The organism is Streptococcus sp. GS001 (genome assembly GCF_021595565.1).
Taxonomy (GTDB): domain Bacteria; phylum Bacillota; class Bacilli; order Lactobacillales; family Streptococcaceae; genus Streptococcus; species Streptococcus xiaochunlingii.
Genome location: NZ_JACSYJ010000003.1, coordinates 152097 through 175157, shown reverse-complemented (window position 1 = coordinate 175157; position 23061 = coordinate 152097). Strand labels below are relative to the sequence as shown.

General features: G+C 44.3%; 18 protein-coding genes. 16 read left to right on the top strand and 2 right to left on the bottom strand.

The window, feature by feature from the left end:
• The first annotated feature begins 119 nt into the window (after positions 1-119).
• Genes H8S88_RS07625 through H8S88_RS07615 form a run of 3 tightly spaced genes read left to right on the top strand, consistent with a single transcriptional unit; the run spans position 120 to position 3691 of the window.
• Positions 120-731 carry a YesL family protein gene (locus tag H8S88_RS07625; RefSeq protein ID WP_125335649.1) on the top strand — a complete coding sequence of 204 codons (612 nt, stop codon included), beginning with the start codon at positions 120-122 and terminating at the stop codon, positions 729-731.
• Between the two features lie 2 nt (positions 732-733).
• Positions 734-2380, top strand: coding sequence for a sensor histidine kinase (locus H8S88_RS07620; protein WP_048789470.1), 1647 nt, complete (start codon positions 734-736; stop codon positions 2378-2380).
• A gap of 12 nt (positions 2381-2392) precedes the next feature.
• Positions 2393-3691, top strand: a complete 1299-nt coding sequence (locus H8S88_RS07615; RefSeq protein WP_048789471.1) for a response regulator transcription factor — start codon at positions 2393-2395, stop codon at positions 3689-3691.
• 51 nt (positions 3692-3742) lie between these two features.
• On the opposite strand, the gene H8S88_RS07610 is transcribed toward H8S88_RS07615, so the two are convergent.
• Positions 3743-4585, bottom strand: a complete 843-nt coding sequence (locus H8S88_RS07610; RefSeq protein ID WP_125335651.1) for a methyltransferase domain-containing protein — start codon at positions 4583-4585, stop codon at positions 3743-3745.
• Between the two features lie 56 nt (positions 4586-4641).
• Positions 4642-5898: a tyrosine--tRNA ligase gene (gene tyrS / locus H8S88_RS07605; RefSeq protein ID WP_125335653.1), complete on the bottom strand. Its 1257-nt coding sequence runs from the start codon at positions 5896-5898 to the stop codon at positions 4642-4644.
• 199 nt (positions 5899-6097) lie between these two features.
• On the opposite strand from tyrS, the gene pbp1b reads away from it, so the two are divergent.
• The 13 genes from pbp1b (at position 6098) to H8S88_RS07540 (ending at position 22973) form a co-directional block, all read left to right on the top strand.
• A complete protein-coding gene (pbp1b, locus tag H8S88_RS07600; RefSeq protein WP_443032522.1) occupies positions 6098-8539 on the top strand; it encodes a penicillin-binding protein PBP1B in 2442 nt (813 codons plus the stop codon).
• 421 nt (positions 8540-8960) lie between these two features.
• Positions 8961-12530, top strand: a complete 3570-nt coding sequence (gene rpoB / locus H8S88_RS07595) for a DNA-directed RNA polymerase subunit beta (RefSeq protein WP_125335657.1) — start codon at positions 8961-8963, stop codon at positions 12528-12530.
• 149 nt (positions 12531-12679) lie between these two features.
• Positions 12680-16333: a DNA-directed RNA polymerase subunit beta' gene (rpoC, locus tag H8S88_RS07590; protein WP_125335659.1), complete on the top strand. Its 3654-nt coding sequence runs from the start codon at positions 12680-12682 to the stop codon at positions 16331-16333.
• Positions 16334-16538: 205 nt separating this feature from the next.
• On the top strand, positions 16539-16916 hold the full coding sequence (locus tag H8S88_RS07585; RefSeq protein ID WP_006595139.1) for a DUF1033 family protein: 378 nt from the start codon (positions 16539-16541) through the stop codon (positions 16914-16916).
• 106 nt (positions 16917-17022) lie between these two features.
• Positions 17023-17964, top strand: coding sequence for a competence type IV pilus ATPase ComGA (comGA, locus tag H8S88_RS07580; RefSeq protein ID WP_125335661.1), 942 nt, complete (start codon positions 17023-17025; stop codon positions 17962-17964).
• Entirely contained in the window at positions 17906-18928 is a 1023-nt protein-coding gene (gene comGB, locus H8S88_RS07575; protein WP_125335663.1) for a competence type IV pilus assembly protein ComGB, read from the top strand. The genes comGA and comGB overlap by 59 nt, the downstream gene beginning before the upstream one ends.
• Complete coding sequence (gene comGC, locus H8S88_RS07570; protein ID WP_023022076.1) at positions 18925-19242, top strand: competence type IV pilus major pilin ComGC; 318 nt, start codon at positions 18925-18927, stop codon at positions 19240-19242. The genes comGB and comGC overlap by 4 nt, the downstream gene beginning before the upstream one ends.
• Positions 19232-19636: a competence type IV pilus minor pilin ComGD gene (gene comGD, locus H8S88_RS07565; protein WP_125335848.1), complete on the top strand. Its 405-nt coding sequence runs from the start codon at positions 19232-19234 to the stop codon at positions 19634-19636. Before comGC ends, comGD begins: the two co-directional genes overlap by 11 nt.
• Positions 19602-19895, top strand: a complete 294-nt coding sequence (gene comGE, locus H8S88_RS07560) for a competence type IV pilus minor pilin ComGE (protein ID WP_125335665.1) — start codon at positions 19602-19604, stop codon at positions 19893-19895. The genes comGD and comGE overlap by 35 nt, the downstream gene beginning before the upstream one ends.
• Positions 19879-20331 carry a competence type IV pilus minor pilin ComGF gene (comGF, locus tag H8S88_RS07555; RefSeq protein ID WP_185761527.1) on the top strand — a complete coding sequence of 151 codons (453 nt, stop codon included), beginning with the start codon at positions 19879-19881 and terminating at the stop codon, positions 20329-20331. Before comGE ends, comGF begins: the two co-directional genes overlap by 17 nt.
• On the top strand, positions 20297-20743 hold the full coding sequence (gene comGG / locus H8S88_RS07550; RefSeq protein ID WP_125335669.1) for a competence type IV pilus minor pilin ComGG: 447 nt from the start codon (positions 20297-20299) through the stop codon (positions 20741-20743). Before comGF ends, comGG begins: the two co-directional genes overlap by 35 nt.
• A gap of 31 nt (positions 20744-20774) precedes the next feature.
• Positions 20775-21728, top strand: a complete 954-nt coding sequence (locus H8S88_RS07545; protein WP_125335671.1) for a class I SAM-dependent methyltransferase — start codon at positions 20775-20777, stop codon at positions 21726-21728.
• A 48-nt stretch (positions 21729-21776) separates the two neighbouring features.
• Positions 21777-22973 carry an acetate kinase gene (locus tag H8S88_RS07540; RefSeq protein ID WP_125335673.1) on the top strand — a complete coding sequence of 399 codons (1197 nt, stop codon included), beginning with the start codon at positions 21777-21779 and terminating at the stop codon, positions 22971-22973.
• The last annotated feature ends 88 nt before the right edge of the window (positions 22974-23061 follow it).

Genomic DNA, 23061 nt, shown 5'->3' with positions numbered 1-23061 from the left:
TGAAATCGAAACCATCAGAGGAAATGTGCTATAATATAGGGTATAATCATCAGTTGTACTAGGGAAACTATACTAAGTCGTACGCTCCCCTCTACAACAAATGAACATGGAGACACATTATGGGAAGAATGATTGAATTAATTTTTACAAGGGTCTATTTAGCCATGCTGGCAACAGGGATCTTTTGGGCTTTAACCTTCTGTGGAGGGATTCTATTTGGATTTGGGCCGGCTAGTGCAACGATTATGAGTCTATATGCCGAACATGGATCTGATTACAAGCAATATGGTTGGTCTGAGGCTTGGTCGCTCTATAAAGAAAATTTCCGTCGGGGCAACCAGGTTTTCTATACATTTTTTTTAATCGAAGCTATTCTTATTTATGGCATGTATCTGATGGTTCAATTGCCCCACTTGTCCCTGTTTCAGATTTTTATCTTATTGGTCAATTTGATTTTCTTATTGGTGGCTCCCCTGACTTTTGCAGTCTATCTCAAGCTTCAAGTCCATTTTGACTTGTCCTATCTTAATAGCTTGAAGTTGAGTTTCATTGGTGCTTTTCTGGATATTCGTGCAGTGACCAAGTTTCTCTTGGGGACCTTTCTGTTAGGGGTTGTTACCCATTTCGTTCCGGCTTTATTCTTCTTTGTTTTACTGGGCTTGTGGCATTTCTTTGTCAATGATATTTTTCAACCAGTCTATGAAACAATTCGCTCTAAAGTGGTTTCTTAATTATGAAAAAAATATGGTTAGCGACTCTTTTGAAGTTCTATGCCTATATCATGGTGGGGATCATCACGACCTTAGGCGTGACGGTATCCTTGGTCTATTGGCATAATCAGAAAGCAGAAACAGAACGGATTGCTCAGTTGATTTCCTCGCGCTTGACTGTTGAGGTAGAGGATATTTATAAGAGATCTTCTCAATGGGGAAAGAGTCTGGTAGAAAATCCTGCCAAGCTCGAAGGAGTTTACAAGTATTTTTCAATGACGCCTTCTGAATACGAAAGCTGGCGATTGGATAATTATTTCTCCAATTATATTCAAGTTTCGCTGCACCGTAATGTTGAAACTCTGTATTTGGAACACGATGTTATTGATCAAATTGATTTGGTGTTAAATGACTATACGACTGTGTTTGTCTCCAGTAAAAATAAAAAAGGAGGGCAACAAGTTCCAGCGGATCGGTACAAGGCCAGCTCGCAAGCCATCCCAGTCTCCTTAACGGATGTGACGACTGGCGAGGATATTGGACTGGCTTATATTAAAATCAATCCAGCGCTATTGGATTCTGTCGTTGACAATATTCAAGACACGATTCCAGTTGCCGTCCAAATCTATAATCCCTTGGGCAAGGTTTTTTACCACAGAGGGGATATCAACCCTAAAGATCACAGCCAGTGGATTGTGCGAGATACTGCTTACGGCTATCAAATCTGGGTTGGGATTCCGACCTCTTACACGGTTCGAACAGCCTTGTTTAGTTTTACCTGGATGATTTCGGTCGCCTTAATCCTGGTCTTGGTCTTGTATCTCTTGCTTCAACGAATTTTCCGTAATTACCAAAAACAAGTTTTGGATTTGGTAGATACCATGGAAGCCATCAGCCAGGGGGATTCTGAGCGACGGATCAATGTGGATACCAAAGAGCAGGAGCTCCTTTTAGTTGCAGAAACGACCAATACCATGTTAGACAATATGGACAAGTCTATCCGTGATATCTATCAGCTACAACTGAGCCAAAAAGATGCCAATTTGAAGGCCTTGCAAGCGCAGATTAATCCGCATTTTATGTATAATACCATGGAGTTTATTCGCATGTATGCAGTTATGCAGGATCAAGAAGAATTAGCTGATATTATTTACGAATTTAGTAGTCTCCTTCGAAACAATATTTCAGAGGAGAAAGAAACGACCATCGAAAATGAGTTGGAATTTTGTAGAAAATACAGCTATCTCTGTATGGTGCGTTATCCAAAATCGATTGCTTATGGCTTTAAAATTGAACCCGGTCTAGAAGAGATGGTTATTCCGAAGTTTACTCTTCAGCCACTAGTGGAAAATTACTTTGTTCATGGAGTTGATCACAAGCGCAAGGACAATGTCATTAGTATCAAAGTCCGTCATGTTGGAGGAGCTGTGGAAATTCGGGTTCAAGACAATGGGAGAGGACTGGGACCGAGCCAACTGCAACGGATCCAACAAATATTGAGTCATAGGGATCCACGAGAAGAAGTAGAAGAGAGTAAGGGGCGACAATCGATTGGGATTGTCAATGTCCACGAGCGTTTCCTTCTCTACTTTGGGGATCGTTACCACATTCAAATTACATCAGAAAAAGGAAAAGGTGTTCTCTATACGATTACCATCGAGGACACTTAAGAGGAAAGAATCGTGTATAAAGTCTTATTGGTTGACGATGAATATATGATTACTGAGGGGTTGAAAAAACTGATTCCCTTTGAAAAATGGGACATGGAGGTTGTTTACACAGCAGAGGATGCAGATCAAGCCTTGGCCTATGTTGCGGATTATCCAGTGGATATCGTGATTACGGATGTCAATATGCCAGGAAAAACTGGTCTAGAAATGATTGATCAAATGCAGTCCATTCTTCCCCATGCGGCTTATATCATTATGTCGGGCTACCAGGATTTTGCTTATGTAAAAAAAGCCTTAAACCTCCGGGTGGCAGACTACCTGTTAAAGCCTGTCAATAAGGTGGAGCTGGGGAATATCCTAGAAAAGTTATCTCAAACTCTAAAAAAACCAGACCAAGAAACGGCCAATCGGCTCCTTCATGAAGATTGGTCAGAAGAAGAGTTCGAACAAGCCATCCGAGGAAGAAAACAACTCTGGATTGGAGTGGATAAGGAAAGGAAGGGCTTTGCCAGTTCGTCTTATCAGGTCTTAGGAAAAAATCTTCAACTCTATCTTTCCGATGAGGATGAAGGAGCTTTCCTACAGCGCCGTTTCCAAGCACCTTATAAGGAACATTTTCAACAATTTAAAGAGCTTGTTGAACGAAGTCTGTTTTATGGGGATCTCCCTTTGGAGGAAGAAGATGGTGTCTTTAATTACTACGAACCCATCTACCGTGTCATCATTCAGGGAAATATCCAACAGATTTTGGAGGAGTTGAACTGGTTGGAAGAAACCGTGAGAAGCCATACCCCAAAAGTGGCGATAGCCAAGCAACTCTTTATTCAGTTCATTATGGATGTCTTTCATTTGTTTGAACACCTGCAGGGAGATAACCTGACAGAAGTTGTGAAAGCCGTTCATGAGACAACGACTTTCGAGGATCTTGTTACCTGCGTTCGGAATCAATTGGAGACCTTCTTCTCTCAATATCGGATGAACAATAATGTGGCGACCGTCTTAGAAGTAATTGGACGCGACTATCGGAAGGAACTGTCGCTCAAGGATATCAGCAAAGATCTCTATATCAATCCTGTTTATTTAGGGCAATTGATCAAACGTGAGACCAATTCCACCTTTGCAGAGCTCTTGAATAAACAACGGATCAAAGCTGCCCAACAGTTGCTTTTATCCACAACGGAAAGCATTGAAGATATTTGCTATGAAGTTGGCTACAGCAATGTCGGTTACTTTTATAAAGTATTCCGCAAGTTGTGTGGCAAGTCTCCTAAAGCCTACCGTCAACAAATCGGCGTAGAGGAAAGTGACTAATCTGTAAACATGAAAAATACCCTCCATTGATTAAAAAATGGAGGGTGTTTTTTAGTTGCTTCTTCCGATTAAAATCGTAGCAGAAATGGTGACCTGAGTTAGATCGTTCCAGTCAATTTGAGCTGGATCGACGTGAAAGAGGAGAGGCGTCATGCTCAGAAGAGCCTCCCGCAATGCTGGTGTGAGCTCGAAGGTTTCCTGGCAATGGATGGTGTTTTCAATCGTAAAATGATCAGAGAAATGTTGAATAATCTGCTCATTGGAATAATCGGCCTGATCCAGGAGGTCCTTCACCTTCTGACGAATCTCTTGCAGATGGGCGGCTGTTGGGATGATCTTGATAAGGCGACCGTCTGGGGCTAGGACTCGTTTGAATTCCTGATAATTTGCTGGTGAAAAGATATCTAGGAGAAGGTCCATGCTCTGGTCTAAAAGAGGGAGACGAGCCAGATCTCCGACAAACCACTTGACCTTCCATTCCTGGTCGCTTTTGGCAGCCAGTTGGATCGATTCCTTAGATAAATCAAAGGCGTAAAAGGAATGGTCTGGATACCGTTCTTGCAAGCTGCGCGAATAGTAGCCTTCTCCGCAACCAATATCTAAAATGTTGGCTGGATGGTCCAGTGGAGACAAGCATTCTGATAGGCTAGTGAGGATATGGTCGTAAAAACCGTTCTCTAAAACGAGTTGCCGGTTTTGAAAATTCTCCTTGTCATAGTCCTTCGAAGCCTTCACTTGTGGAGCCAAGTTCACATAGCCAAACTTAGCAAGGTCAAAGGAGTGGCGGTTCGTGCAGGCCAAGCTTTGTTGGACTAGGTCGAGGGCTTCTTGACAGATGGGACAGGCAAAAGCAGTGGCTGTCTGAAATCGTTGTAATTTTGGTTTGATCGTCATGATACATCTAGTGTACCAAAAAACCTCTGAAAGTCATAGCTTCAGAGGTCTTCTTTTTAATAAGTCAAAACAAAGTATTTTTTCTTACCGCGACGGATAACGGTCAATTCATTTTCTAATTTATCGCTATCGCTCAAGACATAGTCAAGGTCTTGGATGCGGTCGCCGTTGACGTAGATAGCTCCATTTTGAACATCTTCACGGGCTTGGCGTTTGGAGTTGACCACGCCAGCTGTGACCAAGAGTTCAACAATGTTGAGGTTGTCTTCTGCTTGGACTTGGTAGTTTGGCACACCACGAAGGCCTTGTTTAAGTTCTTTAACAGAAAGGTTTTTGATATTCCCTGCAAAGAGTTGCTCAGTGATGTTAAGGGCTTCCTTGTAGGCTTCTTCACCATGAACAAGTGTTACGACTTCACGAGCCAAGACTTTTTGAGCCAAGCGTTCGTGTGGCGCAGCTTCAAACTGTTTGCGGATCTCTTCGATTTCGTCCAGTGACAAGAAAGTAAAGATTTTCAAGAAGCGAACAGCGTCAGCGTCCATGACATTCATCCAGAATTGGTACATTTCGTATGGAGAAGTCTTTTCAGGGTTGAGCCAGACCGCATTCCCTTCAGATTTACCAAATTTCTTACCAGTCGCATCTGTAATGAGGGGAACAGTGATGACGTGACCGGTCTTGTCAGCCTTCCGACGAAGCAACTCTGTACCAGCTGTCATATTTCCCCACTGGTCAGAACCACCGATTTGCAAAGTGACATTGTGTTCTTGGTTCAAAACAAAGAAGTCGTAGCCTTGCATGATTTGGTAGGCAAATTCAGTGTAAGAAATCCCTGTTTCAATCCGCTTTTTCACAGATTCCTTGCTCATCATGTAGTTAACAGTAAAGTATTTTCCGATGTCGCGAAGGAAGTCAATGAAGCTGATGCTGCCAAACCAGTCATAGTTATTGACCATGACAGCCTTATTTTCCCCATTTTCAAAATCTAAGAAACGAGACAATTGCCCTTGGATAGAAGTGACCCAACCGTCTACAGTCTCCTTAGTTTGTAAACTGCGCTCGGCATCTTTGAAAGAAGGGTCTCCAATGAGTCCGGTCGCACCACCGACAAGCGCATAAGGTTTGTGGCCTGCCAATTGTAAGCGACGACTAGTCAAGATTGCAACAAGGTGCCCAAGGTGCAAACTATCAGCAGTTGGATCGTAGCCAGTATAATACGATACTTGTCCTTCTTCTAGGGCTTTACGCAAAGCATCTTCGTCAGTCGTTTGGAAAATCAAACCACGTTCTTTTAGCTCATCAAAAATGTGCATCGTTCTCTCCTTTTCTAAGCTACTGGCCGGATCGATGAAAACAGTCCAGTATCTGTATGGTTTCTCTCTATTTTACCATAATGACTTGAAATAGCAATGAAAGGACGAAAAAAATCCAATCGGAAGCAGTGTTCTCAACTTTAGGAATTGAAAAGGAAGTGGTCCATTTGGTATAATAGGAAGGACAAGGAGAAATAGAGTGAGTCAAATGAGAGAATTTTTTACAAAGTGCGGGAAGAAAATAAAAGACTTCTTTGCCAAGATGACTGTTGAGGTCGATGAGAAAGAAGACAAGGAGGGCTGGTCACTAGGAGATTTCCTAGCAACCATTCTCCGGACGATGAAACTCCTTTGGGATGTGTTATTGGTGTTTGCTATAGGTGGTCTCTTGTTTGGTGTAGGGATTGCAATTGGCTATGCAGCCAGCCTATTTAATGAGACAGAGACACCGGATCCGACCCAATTGGTTCAACAAGTGCGAAATATTTCGAGCGTTTCAAAGATTTCCTACTCAGATGGAAGCATCATTTCTGATATTGACAGTGACTTGATTCGGATTCCTGTCCAAAAGGATGCGATTTCGGACAATGTCAAAAAGGCTGTTATTGCAACTGAGGACGAAAATTTTAATAGCCATAACGGGGTTGTTCCGAAAGCGGTAATCCGGGCTACCTTGGGTTCAGTTGCTGGAGTAGGGTCCTCTAGTGGTGGTTCGACTCTGACCCAACAGTTGATCAAACAACAAGTTGTGGGAGATGCACCGACCTTCTCACGGAAGGCCGCTGAGATTATCGATGCCCTTGCTCTGGAGCGGGTAATGGATAAGGACGAAATTTTAACGACCTACCTCAATGTCTCTCCATTTGGTCGAAACAACCGGGGACAAAATATCGCAGGAGTGGAAGCTGCAGCTCAAGGGATTTTTGGTGTTTCTGCCAAAGACTTGACCATCCCACAGGCGGCATTTATTGCTGGTTTGCCACAGAGTCCAATTGTCTACTCACCTTACGCTTCTGATGGCAGCCTCAAGACTCCGGAAAATCAAGCTTTAGGCTTGGATCGTGCCAAGGATGTCTTGTACAATATGTATCGGACGGGTGCTATCAGCAAGGAAGAGTACGACCAATATAGTCAATATGATCTAAGCAAGGATTTCCTTCCTTCAAATGGCATCGAGAAGACACCACACGACTACTTGTATTTCCAAGCTGTTAGTGAAGCGGAAGATGCTATGTATGAGTATCTAATCAAGAGAGACAACGTTTCTAGTCACGACCTAAAAAACAATTCAACGGTTAAGTCTTATCAAGAGTTAGCGAAGAAAGAATTGAGAGAGGGTGGCTATACGGTCCAAACCACTATCAACAAAGCTATCTACAATGCCATGCAAGAAGCAGTTGCCAATTATGGTGGTATCTTGGATGATGGAACAGGTACGGTGGAAGTTGGGAATGTCCTTATGGACAACCGAACAGGAGCGATTCTTGGCTTTGTTGGGGGACGGAATTTTGACGGGAATCAAAATAACCATGCCTTTGATACAAAGCGTTCTCCAGGTTCTACCATTAAACCCTTGCTGGCTTATGGAATCGCCATTGACCAAGGCTTGATGGGAAGCAATAGCATCGTCTCCAATTACCCAACCAACTTCTCTAGTGGAGAGCCAATTATGCACGTGGATAACCGAGGAACTGGTATGATGGACCTCCGAGAGGCCCTCAATACCTCATGGAATATCCCAGCTTATTGGACCTATCGTACTCTCCGTGAAAAGGGTGTCGATGTACCTGGCTATATGGAAAAAATGAGCTACGATATCGCTGAGTACGGCATTGAAAGTCTGCCAATGGGAGGCGGGATCGAAGTAAGCGTTGCCCAACATACAAACGGTTATCAAACCCTTGCCAATAATGGGAATTACCAAAAACGCTACATGATTGAAAAAATCATGGACCAAAACGGAAAAGTTGTTTACCAGCACGAAAGCAAACCAACTCGAGTATACTCAGCAGCAACTGCGACTATCATGCAGGATCTGTTAAGAGGTGTCATCAGCTCCGGTGCAACAACGACCTTCAAGAGCCGGATCAGCCAGGTCAACCCAACCCTTGCTAATGCCGATTGGATCGGGAAAACCGGAACTACCAATGAGAATGGAGATATGTGGCTCATGCTGTCTACTCCAAATCTCACCTTAGGTGGCTGGATTGGACACGATAACAATGCTTCTATGGCTCCATTGACAGGTTACAACAACAACGCAAGCTACATGGCCTATTTAGCCAATGCTATCTACCAGGCGGATCCAAATGCTTGGGGAGTGCAAGACCGCTTCACCCTAGATAGTAGTGTCATTTCATCGACTGTTCTGAAAGCTACAGGACAACGACCTGGTCGTGTCAATGTCAATGGTCGTGACATCGATGTGTCGGGTGCGACAGTTACCAGCTATTGGGCTAAAAATGGTGCTCCACAAACGACCTACCGTTTTGCTATTGGTGGATCAGATAATGATTATGCTAGTGCTTGGGCTGGAATGCTAGGAGGTTCAGCGGGGACTTCCAATGGGAATCGCAATAGCAATCGGACAGGCAATACTAGTACGCCAAGCAGTTCATCATCGAGTGGACAAAACCGGTAAAAATTATCAGGGACAATACCATAAAATCGTTTTCATGTCTAGAGAAAACCTTGTGTTTTTTGTGAAAATACGATATAATAAGGACAAGTAATTTGTCGTGTGCTTTATTTGAAATATTGTCCAAATAGAAGCTTACAGCAGTTAAATCAAACTTTATAAAAGTCGATTTAGCTGCTCTTTTTGTGCCTATTTTTAGAAACAAACAGATTTGTCATACAAACTTAATCTTTCTAAAAATTCCAAAAAGGATGAATGATACGGAGGAGATTTCTTCTCACGTGATGTAGATCACACCCCCTTCATAACATCGTTTCGACTGGATCAGAACTATTCTGATGTGGTCAGAAGCGATCTAGAAACCGGATTTTCAGAGAGGGCCTTCCCCTAGCTGGTATCCTAGTATAGAAAAGGAGTTAAAACTTTGGCAGGACATGACGTTCAATACGGGAAACATCGGACCCGTCGTAGTTTTTCAAGAATCAAAGAAGTTCTTGATTTACCAAATTTGATTGAAATCCAAACGGATTCATTTAAAGATTTTCTGGATCATGGTTTGAAAGAAGTTTTCGAAGATGTATTGCCAATTTCGAACTTCACAGACACAATGGAGTTGGAATTCGTCGGCTATGAAATCAGAGAACCAAAGTATACCTTGGAAGAAGCACGTATCCATGATGCGAGCTATTCTGCCCCAATCTTTGTAACCTTCCGCTTGGTTAACAAGGAAACAGGCGAAATCAAAACTCAAGAAGTCTTCTTTGGTGATTTCCCAATCATGACTGAGATGGGAACCTTCATCATCAATGGTGGAGAGCGGATCATCGTATCTCAGCTCGTACGTTCACCAGGTGTCTACTTCAATGATAAGGTGGACAAGAACGGTAAGGTTGGCTATGGATCAACGGTTATTCCGAACCGTGGAGCTTGGCTAGAGCTTGAAACAGACTCAAAAGATATTGCTTATACTCGTATCGACCGTACGCGTAAGATTCCATTTACGACCTTAGTTCGTGCCCTTGGTTTCTCTGGGGATGACGAGATTTTTGATATCTTTGGGGATAGTGAATTAGTTCGCAACACTGTTGAAAAAGATATCCACAAAAATCCAATGGATTCTCGTACAGATGAAGCCCTTAAAGAAATTTATGAGCGTCTTCGTCCAGGTGAGCCAAAAACAGCGGAAAGCTCACGTAGCTTGTTGGTAGCCCGTTTCTTTGACCCACGTCGTTATGACTTGGCCCCAGTTGGTCGCTACAAGATCAACAAGAAACTCAACATCAAGAACCGTTTGTTGAACCAAACGATCGCAGAACCATTGGTAGATGCTGAAACAGGAGAAATCCTTGTAGAAGCTGGTACCGTGATGACACGCGATGTCATCGACAGCATCTCAGAACATTTGGACGGTGATTTGAACAAGATTGTCTACACTCCAAATGATTCAGCAGTATTGACAGAACCAGTCGTTCTTCAAAAATTCAAGGTTGTGGCACCAACGGATCCAGACCGCGTTGTCACTATCATCGGCAATGCTAATCCAGATGATAAGGTTCGTACCATCACTCCAGCTGATATCCTTGCTGAGATGAGCTACTTCCTTAACTTGGCTGAAGGTCTTGGACGCGTGGATGATATCGACCACCTTGGAAACCGTCGTATTCGTGCCGTTGGTGAATTGCTTGCCAACCAAGTGCGTCTTGGCCTTTCACGGATGGAACGTAATGTTCGTGAACGCATGTCTGTTCAAGATAATGAAGTCTTGACACCTCAACAAATTATCAACATTCGTCCAGTAACTGCAGCGATTAAAGAATTCTTTGGATCTTCACAGTTGTCCCAGTTCATGGACCAACACAACCCGCTTTCTGAGTTGTCTCACAAACGTCGTTTGTCTGCCTTAGGACCTGGTGGTTTGACGCGTGACCGTGCTGGATATGAAGTGCGTGACGTGCACTACACCCACTATGGCCGTATGTGTCCGATTGAAACACCTGAAGGACCAAACATCGGTTTGATTAACAACTTGTCATCCTACGGACACTTGAACAAGTATGGTTTCATCCAAACGCCATACCGTAAAGTAGACCGTGAAAAAGGTGTGGTCACCAACGAAATCGTTTGGTTGACAGCTGATGAAGAAGATGAGTACATCGTAGCCCAGTCCAACTCTAAGTTGAACGAAAAAGGTGGTTTTGCTGAGCCAATCGTAATGGGACGTCACCGTGGTAACAACCAAGAGTTCCCATCTGATCAAGTGGACTACATGGACGTATCTCCAAAACAAGTAGTTGCTGTTGCGACAGCATGTATTCCGTTCTTGGAAAACGATGACTCCAACCGTGCCCTCATGGGTGCCAACATGCAACGTCAGGCTGTGCCATTGATCGATCCAAAAGCGCCTTACGTGGGTACTGGTATGGAATATCAAGCAGCTCATGACTCAGGAGCTGCAGTCATTGCGCAACATGATGGTAAAGTTAGCTATGCAGATGCGGATAAGGTAGAAGTTCGTCGTAAAGATGGATCTCTTGATGTCTACCACATCCAAAAATTCCGTCGTTCAAACTCAGGTACTGCATACAACCAACGTACTCTTGTAAAAGTTGGTGACGTTGTTGAAAAAGGAGACTTTATCGCAGACGGTCCATCGATGGAAAAAGGGGAAATGGCCCTTGGTCAAAACCCAATCGTCGCTTACATGACATGGGAAGGTTACAACTTTGAGGATGCCGTTATCATGAGCGAACGCTTGGTGAAAGAAGATGTCTACACATCTGTTCACTTGGAAGAATTCGAATCAGAAACGCGCGACACTAAGTTAGGCCCTGAAGAAATCACTCGTGAAATTCCAAACGTTGGGGAAGATGCTCTCAGAAACCTTGACGAAATGGGTATTATCCGTATCGGTGCGGAAGTAAAAGAAGGCGACATCTTAGTTGGTAAGGTGACACCGAAGGGTGAAAAAGACCTTTCTGCTGAAGAACGTCTCCTCCACGCTATTTTTGGAGATAAATCTCGTGAAGTGCGTGATACTTCTCTTCGTGTACCTCACGGTGGAGATGGTGTTGTTCGCGATGTCAAGATCTTTACGCGTGCAAACGGAGATGAATTGCAATCGGGTGTGAACATGTTGGTTCGTGTTTACATCGCACAAAAACGCAAGATCCGCGTCGGAGATAAGATGGCTGGTCGTCACGGAAACAAAGGGGTTGTATCCCGTATTGTTCCTGTTGAAGACATGCCTTACCTTCCAGATGGTACACCGGTTGATATCATGTTGAACCCACTTGGGGTGCCATCACGTATGAATATCGGTCAGGTTATGGAACTTCACCTTGGTATGGCAGCTCGTAACTTGGGCATCCACATCGCAACACCAGTCTTTGACGGAGCAAGCTCAGAAGACCTCTGGGATACTGTTCGTGAAGCAGGTATGGATAGCGATGCCAAGACCATTCTTTATGATGGTCGTACAGGTGAGCCATTTGATAACCGTGTCTCTGTCGGTGTCATGTACATGATCAAGCTTCACCACATGGTTGATGATAAACTCCACGCTCGTTCTGTCGGACCATACTCAATGGTTACCCAACAACCACTCGGAGGTAAAGCTCAGTTTGGTGGACAACGTTTCGGGGAAATGGAAGTTTGGGCCCTTGAGGCTTATGGTGCGTCTAATGTCCTTCAAGAAATCTTGACCTACAAGTCAGACGATGTCAACGGGCGTTTGAAAGCTTATGAAGCGATTACCAAAGGAAAACCAATTCCAAAACCAGGTGTGCCAGAGTCCTTCCGAGTACTCGTGAAAGAATTGCAATCACTTGGATTGGATATGCGTGTCCTAGATGAAGATGACAAAGAAGTCGAACTTCGCGATCTTGACGAAGGGGAAGACGACGATGTCATCCACGTAGATGATCTAGAAAAAGCACGTGAAAAAGCAGCCAAGGAAGCTCGCGCAGCTTTTGAAGCTGAAGGGAAAGAAGATTAATAAAATATGTAGTTCAAGAGGGGGGAACTTGAGAAGGTTCTCTATCCCCAAGCTTTAGGCTTGAAGGTGTGAAGGAAGTTCCTTCTCTCCTTCACCAAAAAGCAGAAGAACATACAATCGATAATGAACATAAAGAAAGGTAAGAAATAGTGGTTGATGTAAATCGTTTTAAAAGTATGCAAATCACCCTAGCTTCTCCAAGCAAGGTCCGTTCATGGTCTTATGGAGAGGTCAAGAAACCTGAAACAATCAACTACCGTACATTGAAACCAGAACGTGAAGGTCTCTTTGATGAAGTCATCTTTGGACCGACAAAAGACTGGGAATGTGCGTGTGGAAAATACAAACGAATCCGTTACAAAGGGATCGTTTGTGACCGCTGTGGTGTGGAAGTAACACGTGCCAAGGTTCGTCGTGAACGCATGGGACACATCGAATTGAAAGCACCTGTGTCACACATCTGGTACTTCAAAGGCATCCCTTCTCGTATGGGGTTGACCTTGGACATGAGTCCTCGTGCCCTTGAAGAAGTCATCTACTTCGCAGCTTACGTGGTGATCGATCCAAAAGATACACCGCTTGAGCACAAGTCCATCATGACAGAACGTGAATACCGTGAACGCTTGCGCGAATACGGACCAGGTTCTTTTGTCGCTAAGATGGGGGCAGAAGCGATCCAAGACCTCTTGAAACAAGTGGATTTGGAAGCTGAAATTGCTGTCTTGAAAGAAGAATTGAAGACTGCAACTGGTCAAAAACGTGTGAAGGCTGTTCGCCGTTTGGATGTCTTAGATGCCTTCTACAAATCTGGCAACAAGCCAGAGTGGATGGTTCTCAACATCCTTCCGGTTATTCCACCAGATCTTCGTCCGATGGTCCAATTGGATGGTGGCCGTTTTGCCGCCTCTGACTTGAATGACCTTTACCGTCGTGTGATCAACCGGAACAACCGTTTGGCGCGTTTGCTTGAGTTGAATGCCCCTGGTATCATCGTGCAAAACGAAAAACGGATGCTCCAAGAAGCCGTTGATGCTTTGATCGACAACGGTCGTCGTGGTCGTCCGATCACAGGACCAGGTAGCCGTCCACTGAAATCATTGAGCCACATGCTTAAAGGGAAACAAGGACGCTTCCGTCAAAACTTGCTCGGTAAACGGGTGGACTTCTCAGGACGTTCCGTTATCGCCGTTGGTCCGACTCTTAAGATGTACCAATGTGGTGTGCCACGTGAAATGGCCATCGAGCTCTTCAAACCATTCGTGATGCGTGAAATCGTTGCCCGTGACATCGTGCAAAACGTCAAGGCTGCAAAACGCTTGGTCGAACGCGGAGATGAACGCATCTGGGATATCTTGGAAGAAGTCATCAAAGAACACCCAGTTCTCTTGAACCGCGCACCGACCCTTCACCGTTTGGGGATCCAAGCCTTTGAACCTGTCTTGATTGACGGGAAAGCTCTTCGCTTGCACCCACTTGTCTGTGAAGCCTACAATGCCGACTTTGACGGGGACCAAATGGCTATCCACGTACCGCTTTCAGAAGAAGCCCAAGCAGAAGCTCGTATCTTGATGCTGGCTGCTGAGCACATCTTGAATCCGAAAGACGGGAAGCCAGTCGTTACCCCATCTCAGGATATGGTATTGGGGAACTACTACCTCACTATGGAAGAAGCTGGTCGTGAAGGCGAAGGCATGGTCTTCAAAGACCGTGATGAAGCGGTCATGGCTCTTCGCAATGGTTATGTTCACTTGCATACTCGTGTCGGAATTGCAACGGATAGCTTGAACAAGCCATGGACAGAAGCGCAACAGCACAAGATTCTCTTGACAACTGTTGGTAAGATTCTCTTTAACGATATCATGCCTGCAGAACTTCCATATCTTCAAGAGCCAAATAATGCTAACTTGACAGAAGGCGTTCCAGCTAAGTACTTCTTGGAGCCTGGTCAAGATGTCAAAGCGGCGATTGAGAAATTGGAATTAAATGTTCCATTCAAGAAGAAAAACCTTGGAAATATTATCGCGGAAATCTTCAAACGCTTCCGTACAACAGAAACATCTGCTTTCTTGGACCGCTTGAAAGACTTAGGTTACCACCACTCAACCCTTGCTGGTTTGACAGTGGGGATTGCCGATATTCCAGTTGTTGAAGACAAGGCTGAAATCATTGAAGAATCTCACAAACGTGTAGAACAAATCACCAAACAGTTCCGTAAAGGGATGATTACAGATGATGAGCGCTACAATGCGGTTACAGCTGAATGGCGTGCGGCCCGTGAGAAATTGGAAAAACGTCTGATTGATAACCAAGATCCGAAGAACCCAATCGTTATGATGATGGATTCTGGAGCCCGTGGTAACATCTCAAACTTCTCACAGCTTGCCGGTATGCGTGGTTTGATGGCCGCTCCAAACGGACGGATCATGGAATTGCCGATCCTTTCAAACTTCCGCGAAGGTTTGTCAGTACTCGAAATGTTCTTCTCTACTCACGGTGCGCGTAAAGGGATGACCGATACGGCCCTTAAGACAGCCGACTCAGGTTACTTGACTCGTCGTTTGGTTGACGTTGCCCAAGACGTGATCATTCGTGAAGATGACTGTGGAACCGACCGTGGACTTCTGATTACCTCTATTACAGATGGTAAAGAAATGATTGAACCATTGGAAGAGCGTTTGACAGGTCGTTATACCAAGAAATCTGTTAAACATCCTGAAACAGGAGAAGTCATCGTTGGTCCAGATACCTTGATTACAGAAGATATCGCTCGTGACATCGTCAATGCAGGTGTTGAAGCAGTGACCATCCGTTCTGTCTTCACATGTAACACTCGTCATGGTGTCTGCCGTCACTGTTATGGTATCAACTTGGCGACTGGTGATGCGGTTGAAGTTGGTGAAGCAGTCGGAACCATTGCTGCCCAATCGATCGGGGAACCTGGTACACAGTTGACCATGCGTACCTTCCACACGGGTGGGGTTGCCTCAAATACCGATATCACGCAAGGTCTTCCTCGTGTCCAAGAAATCTTTGAAGCCCGCAATCCGAAAGGGGAAGCGGTCATCACTGAGGTCAAAGGGGAAGTCACAGCTATTGAAGAAGATGCTTCTACACGGACCAAGAAAGTCTTTGTTCGTGGTGCGACTGGAGAGGGAGAATACGTTGTCCCTTACACAGCCCGCATGAAAGTCGAAGTGGGAGATCAAGTCTCTCGTGGTGCGGCTCTTACAGAAGGATCTATCCAACCAAAACGTCTCCTTGCCGTTCGTGATGTCTTGTCAGTTGAAACTTACCTCCTTGCGGAAGTACAAAAAGTATACCGTAGCCAAGGGGTAGAAATCGGCGACAAACACATCGAGGTAATGGTGCGTCAAATGATTCGTAAGGTTCGCGTTATGGATCCAGGAGATACAGACCTTCTCATGGGTACCCTCATGGATATCACAGACTTTACAGATGCCAACCGTGATGTGGTTATTTCTGGTGGGGTTCCTGCGACGGCTCGTCCTGTCCTTATGGGAATCACCAAAGCTTCTCTTGAAACCAATAGTTTCTTGTCAGCGGCTTCCTTCCAGGAAACAACTCGTGTCCTTACTGACGCAGCGATTCGTGGTAAGAAAGACCATCTCCTTGGACTTAAGGAAAATGTTATCATTGGTAAGATTATTCCTGCTGGTACAGGTATGGCTCGTTACCGTAACTTGGAACCACAAGCAGTCAATGAAGTCGAAATTATCGAAGAAATTCCTGTTACAGAAGAAGCAACCGAAATGGTTGAAGCAACTGTAGTGGAAGAAAATTAATCCTAAAAGAAGCTTTACTGATTATCAGTAGGGCTTCTTTTTATTTGTGTCAAAAAATAGCCTGACTTTCCTTCGTCGGGGTATATTTTGAAATAAAATGGAGAAAACGTTCGGAAAATTCACTGTATTTTTCTTTCATAAGCAGAATTCTTTTATTATCAAAGGATTTTATATATAATATTGGATACAAAGGACGGAGAGAAATATGTATCAAGTAATTGAAATGTATGGGGATTACGAACCCTGGTGGTTTTTAGAAGATTGGGAGAAGGACATTGTCACTAGTCAGAGTTTTGATGACTATTATGAAGCCCTAAAATACTACAAACGCCAATGGTTACTTTTAAGAGAGCAATCTCCATTATTTAAAAGTAGAAGTGATTTAATGACGATTTTTTGGGATCCTGAGGATCAGCGCTGGTGTGAAGAATGTGCGGAATACGTGCAACAATATCATTCAGTCGCCTTGCTAGAAAACGATCAGAAGATACCGAGAAGCAAGCGCCGTCCAGGCTACGAAAAAGAGAATGCCCACACGGCTCATCGCTCTTGTAAGCTAGACTACGAGAGCAATAATCTATAGGAAGAGAAATTCAATATGCAGTTGAGTTTCTTTTTTTTTGCTCTTTTTTCTAAATTCAGCGTTAGTTGGCCAATTATTTGCGAATTATATAGTGAAAGGAGGAAATATGGTTCAAGAAATTGCACAATCCATAATTCGAATGGCATCGAATGCCGAAGCTCAGGATATTTATTTTGTTCCTCGATCGTCAGACTATCAGCTCTTTTTAAGGGTTAGGGATGAGCGACGCTTTATCGAGACCTATTCACAAGAACAAATGGTAGCGGTCGTCAGCCATTTTAAGTTTATGGCAGGGATGAATGTGGGGGAAAGGCGCCGGAGTCAATTGGGCTCCTGTGACTATTCTCTAGGGGATAAGGTCTTGTCCTTACGCTTGTCTACTGTGGGAGACTATAGGGGATATGAGAGTTTGGTCATTCGCCTGCTCCACAATGAGGACCGGGAGCTCCGTTTCTGGTTCGACCAACTTCAAGAGCTAGAAGAGAAGGTGAGTAAGCGGGGGCTCTACTTATTTGCAGGTCCAGTCGGATCGGGGAAGACGACACTGATGCATGCCCTAGCCAAGAAGAAATTTTCGGGGCAACAAGTCATGTCGATTGAAGATCCCGTAGAAATTAAGCAGGAAGAGATGCTGCAACTGCAGCTCAATGAAGCGATTGGCATGACCTATGATAGCTTGATTAAACTGTCTCTGCGTCATCGCCCGGATCTTCTCCTCATCGGAGAAATCCGTGACACGGAGACAGCTCGTGCAGTTATTCGGGCTAGTCTGACAGGTGTGACGGTCTTTTCTACCATCCATGCCAAGAGCGTTCCTGGGGTCTATGAACGCCTGTTGGAGTTGGGGGTGAGTGAGGAGGAGTTACGGATTGTCCTTCAAGGGATATGTTACCAGCGTTTGATAAAGGGAGGAGGTGTCACTGACTTTGCCATCCAAGATTACCAAAACCACTCCAGTCAAAAGTGGAACCAGCAAATGGACGCGCTTTATGAAGCGGGACATATTGAGCTGGATCAGGCGCAAGCCGAAAAAATTATCGATTGCTAAGCAAGAGCATGTCATTGAGCTCTTTCACAATCTTTACAGTAGTGGCTTTCATCTATCAGAGGTCATCGACTTTCTACGTCGGAGTCATTTGGTAGAGGCAGATTTTGTTGAAAGAATGCAAGTCGGACTTGCCAACGGCAAGCCCCTGTCAGCCATTCTCTCTGATCTAGGCTTCTCCGATCAGGTAACGACTCAATTAGCACTGGCAGAGCAGCATGGAAATGTCACCTTAAGTTTAGAAAAAATCCGTAGCTACCTGGAAAATCTGACCCAGGTTCGAAAGAAACTCGTTGAGGTAGCGACCTATCCAGTGCTATTGTTGGGATTTTTGATGGCCATTATGCTGGGTCTGAAAAACTATCTTTTGCCTCAGTTGGAGAGTCAAAATGGTGCGACACGATTGATCAGTGTCTTTCCCCAGTATGTTTTGGTAGGAAGTGTGTTGCTAGCGGTTGGAGTCTTGATTCTCCTCTTCCTAGGTCGTCGAGCCAAGCGTCTGGCCCTTGTTTCATTTTTGGCTACCCTTCCTTTTCTTCGTCCCTTCTTACAGGATTATCTGACGGCTTTTTATGCTCGAGAATGGGGGAGTATGATTGCCCAAGGGTTGGAGCTGAATCAAATTTTTCCTATGATGCAGGGGCAACGTTCTCGTCTGTTTCGAGAGATTGGACAGGATTTGGAAGTAGCCTTGGCTCGGGGGACTTCCTTTTCTGACCATATTCAGACCTATCCTTTCTTTAAGCGAGAGTTGGCCCTCATGATTGAATATGGGGAGGCCAAGTCCAAGCTCGGTAGTGAGCTGGAGATCTATGCAGACAAGACCTGGGCAGGCTTTTTCCATCGCTTGAACAAGGCCATGAATGTCGTCCAACCACTGGTCTTTGTCTTTGTCGCCCTTATGATTGTTTTACTCTATGCAGCCATGTTGCTGCCTATTTATGAAAATTTGGAGGTTCCTTTATGAAATCATTGCGTACACTCAAAGTAAAAGCTTTTACGCTGATTGAAATGTTAGTTGTTTTGCTCATTATCAGTGTTCTCCTCTTGCTCTTTGTTCCGAACTTGACCAAGCAGAAAGATTCGGTAACGGATACAGGAAATCGAGCAGTTGTCAAAGTGGTGGAGAGCCAGGCTGAGCTCTATGAACTTAATCATCAGAATGAAAAAGCCAGTCTTTCTAAGCTTGTCGCAGAAGGACAAATCACTCAAAAACAAGCAGAAGCCTACCGTGCTCACTATGTGAAGAATGCAGGTGATCACCGTGCGGTTGCAGATTAAGGCTTTCACCCTTCTAGAGAGCTTACTAACTCTAGGTGTCGTCAGCCTTCTATGCTGGCTACTAGCTGGGTCCGTCCATCAAGCCTTTGGGCAGGTGGAAGAAACATTGTTTTTCTCAGAATTTGAACGGGTCTATCAAGAGACACAAAAGATGAGTATTGCAAAAGAGGAGAGAACTTCCCTTTCCATCGACCATCTTGGGGTTCATAGTCCCTATCAAGAACTGCCACTTCCAAAAGGGGTGGAACTGATTAAAGAGAAGCAACTGACGTTTGATCCAGCAGGAGGCAATTCAAGCTTGACCAAGATTCAATTTCAGACAGAGAAAGAGGTGGTGACCTATCAGTTGGCAATTGGGAATGGAAAAATTAAGAAATCGACGGCTCCCCGCTAGTCTCTTGTTAGAAGGACTAATCGCCTTAGCGATGTTCGGCGTCCTCACGACCCTTGTGCTGGGAGAGCTGGGCCAGTCACGACAGCAACGCTTAGAAGAATTGAGGCAAGCAGAAGTCTTGAGAGTCGCAAAAATGGCCATCCAGACAAGGCAGGATCAATTAACCATCAATCAGGTCAGTGTTCAAGTGGAGAAATCGGCTAAGTCCTTAAAGGTCTACCAAGAAGGAAAGGTTGTGATTGCTGTTGAAAAGAAATAAAGTTCCAGCCTTTACTTTACTGGAGGCCCTGGTTGCCCTGCTCGTCATTAGCGGTGGTTTATTGGTGTTTCAAGGATTGACAAGCCTCTTGCGTCAAGAACTCCAGTACCAAAGTCAAATCAAGCAAGAAGAGTGGTTGCTTTTTCAGGACCAACTGGACATTGAATTATCTCGTAGCCAATTTGAAGGGGTCAGAGACAATAAACTCTATCTTGTTCAGGATCAGAAACCCATAGCCATTGGATTGGCTAAAGGGGGAGATATCCGAAAGACAGATGCGACGGGTCGTGGCTATCAACCGATGATAGACGGAGTCGAATCCGCCTTGATTGAAAAAAGAGGGGATTTGGTGTCTATTCAACTTCGCTTTGCAGAAGGATTAGAAAGGCAGGTGGTCTACCGTGTGGTGGAAAAGGATAAAAAAGAAGCGGATTGAGGCAGGAATTCTCCTTTATGCCCTTTTTATGTCAGCAGTTTTTAGTCTCTTGCTTCAGTTTTATCTGAATAGACAAGTAGCAGAGAGACAAATCCTCCTTGCTAGTCAAAAACGTATCCAAGCCTATGCGCAAGCCCAATTGGCTGTTGATACTTGGGATCGGAAAGAGAAGACAATGACCTTCTCAACAGGGCGAGTCGATCTGGAAGAAAAATCTGGTTTTGCCAACGTCAGCAGTCACTTACAGGATGGCACGACCTACCATTTCACCTTTGCTCTTTCCTCAAGTGAGAAGAAAAAAACCGACAAGAAGAAAAAGGAGAAGCAAGCTCCTGATTCGGCTACAGACCTCCCAACTACAAGAGAGGAATCGAGTGAGGAAGTCTTCGAAAAGCATAGCGAAAACTCTTAAAATTTGATATGATTAAGAGATGGAGGAAAGCATGAATTTCGAAAAAATTGAGAAAGCCTATGGCTATCTATTAGAAAATACCCAAACCATCCAAAATGATTTGCAGACCAACTTTTATGATGCTTTAGTGGAGCAGAATGCAATCTATCTGGATGGGCAGACAGAGTTGACTCTAGTGAAGGAAAACAACCAGCGGCTGAAGGACTTGAACTTGAACAAAGAAGAGTGGCGTCGCTCTTTCCAATATCTTTTGATGAAGGCGGCCCAAACAGAGCCCCTACAGGCCAATCACCAATTTACACCAGATGGGATTGGATTTCTTCTGGTCTTTCTAGTGGATCAGTTGGCTAGTTCTGACAAAGTAGATGTGCTAGAAATTGGAAGTGGAACAGGAAACTTAGCCCAAACCTTAATGAACAACTGCCAGCGCTCCTTAGATTATTTGGGCTTGGAAATCGATGATCTTTTGATTGATCTTGCGGCCAGTATGGCAGAAGTGATGAAGGCGGATGTGAATTTCGCCCAAGGTGATGCCGTTCGTCCACAGGTTTTGAAAGAGAGTGATGTGATTATCAGTGATTTACCTGTCGGTTATTATCCAGATGATGCCATTGCGAGTCGTTATCAGGTCGCTTCCCTTCAGGGCCATACCTATGCCCATCATTTATTGATCGAACAATCGCTAAAATACTTAAAACCGGGTGGGGTCGCAATTTTTCTAGCTCCGAATGATTTGTTGACAAGCGAGCAGAGCCCTCTGTTGAAAAAATGGATGCAGGATCATGCTCAGGTCTTGGCCATGGTTACCTTGCCAGAGAACCTCTTTCGATCAGCCAATCTAGCAAAAACCATCTTTGTTTTGCGCAAGCAAGAAGAAGCGGTGGTCCAACCATTTGTCTATCCCTTGACCGATTTGCAAGATCAGGAAGACGTCATGAAATTCCGTGAAAGTTTTCAAAACTGGAATAAAGAAAGTGAAATTTAAACAAAATTTTGCTATAATAGGAGTGAAAACGCTTAAAGAGGTAAAAAAATGACGAAAACAATTGCAATTAATGCAGGTAGTTCAAGTTTGAAATGGCAATTATACCAAATGCCAGAAGAAACAGTTTTGGCAAAAGGGCTCATTGAGAGAATTGGACTCAAAGATTCCATTTCTACAGTAAAATTTGATGGTCGAGCAGAGAAACAGGTTTTAGATATTGAGAACCACACACAAGCGGTTAAAATTCTTCTAGATGATTTGATTCGTTTTAATATTATTGCTTCCTACGATGAAATCACTGGAGTAGGACACCGTGTCGTTGCAGGTGGTGAGTACTTCAAAGAGTCTGCTCTTGTAGATGAAGAAGTGCTTCAAAAGGTTGAGGAACTTTCTTTGTTGGCGCCATTGCACAACCCTGCTAACGCTGCTGGGATCCGTGCCTTCAAAGAATTGCTACCAGATATTACTAGCGTTGTTGTATTTGACACCTCTTTCCATACAACAATGCCTGAAAAAGCTTATCGTTATCCTCTTCCGACTAAATATTATACTGAAAACAAGGTTCGTAAATATGGAGCCCATGGAACCAGTCATGAGTATGTAGCCCACGAAGCGGCCAAGCTTCTTGGGAAACCAATCGAAGAGTTGAAATTGATCACCTGCCACATTGGGAACGGGGCTTCTATTACAGCGGTAGACAAAGGAATTTCAGTAGATACTTCTATGGGCTTCACACCACTTGGTGGAATCATGATGGGAACACGTACAGGGGATATTGATCCTGCCATTATTCCTTACTTAATGGAGCACACAGAAGATTTCAAAAATCCAGAAGATATCAGTCGTATCTTGAACCGTGAATCTGGTCTTCTAGGAGTGTCTGAACTTTCTAGTGATATGCGTGATATTCACGAAGCCATGCGCAATGGGAATGATAAGGCACTTTTGGCAAACGATATTTTTGTTGATCGTATTAAGAAATACATCGGTCAATACTTTGCTGTCTTGAATGGAGCAGACGCCATCATCTTTACAGCTGGTATCGGGGAAAACTCTAAAACAATCCGTGGACAAGTCATTAACGGGATGACTTGGTTTGGCTGTGCTGTGGATCCAGAAAAGAATGTCTTTGGTGCAGAAGGGGATATTTCAACACCAGATGCGAAAGTGAGAGTCTTGGTCATCCCAACGGATGAAGAGTTAGTCATTGCCCGTGATGTCGAACGCTTTAAAAACAAGGGATAAGACTTTTATTCTAAAGAAAGAAGAAAGAAGAGGCTGATTCGAAACGCCTCTTTTTTCTGTTTTGTGATTTCTGCTTGGGCTTGCTCCT

Coding starts and splice junctions, on each gene's coding strand:
- H8S88_RS07625 (WP_125335649.1), top strand. CDS start 120: ATGGGAAGAATGATTGAATTAATTTTTACAAGGGTCTATTTAGCCATG.
- H8S88_RS07620 (WP_048789470.1), top strand. CDS start 734: ATGAAAAAAATATGGTTAGCGACTCTTTTGAAGTTCTATGCCTATATC.
- H8S88_RS07610 (WP_125335651.1), bottom strand. CDS start 4,585: ATGACGATCAAACCAAAATTACAACGATTTCAGACAGCCACTGCTTTT.
- tyrS (WP_125335653.1), bottom strand. CDS start 5,898: ATGCACATTTTTGATGAGCTAAAAGAACGTGGTTTGATTTTCCAAACG.
- H8S88_RS07585 (WP_006595139.1), top strand. CDS start 16,539: ATGTATCAAGTAATTGAAATGTATGGGGATTACGAACCCTGGTGGTTT.
- comGA (WP_125335661.1), top strand. CDS start 17,023: ATGGTTCAAGAAATTGCACAATCCATAATTCGAATGGCATCGAATGCC.
- comGB (WP_125335663.1), top strand. CDS start 17,906: ATGAAGCGGGACATATTGAGCTGGATCAGGCGCAAGCCGAAAAAATTA.
- comGC (WP_023022076.1), top strand. CDS start 18,925: ATGAAATCATTGCGTACACTCAAAGTAAAAGCTTTTACGCTGATTGAA.
- comGE (WP_125335665.1), top strand. CDS start 19,602: ATGGAAAAATTAAGAAATCGACGGCTCCCCGCTAGTCTCTTGTTAGAA.
- H8S88_RS07545 (WP_125335671.1), top strand. CDS start 20,775: ATGAATTTCGAAAAAATTGAGAAAGCCTATGGCTATCTATTAGAAAAT.
- H8S88_RS07540 (WP_125335673.1), top strand. CDS start 21,777: ATGACGAAAACAATTGCAATTAATGCAGGTAGTTCAAGTTTGAAATGG.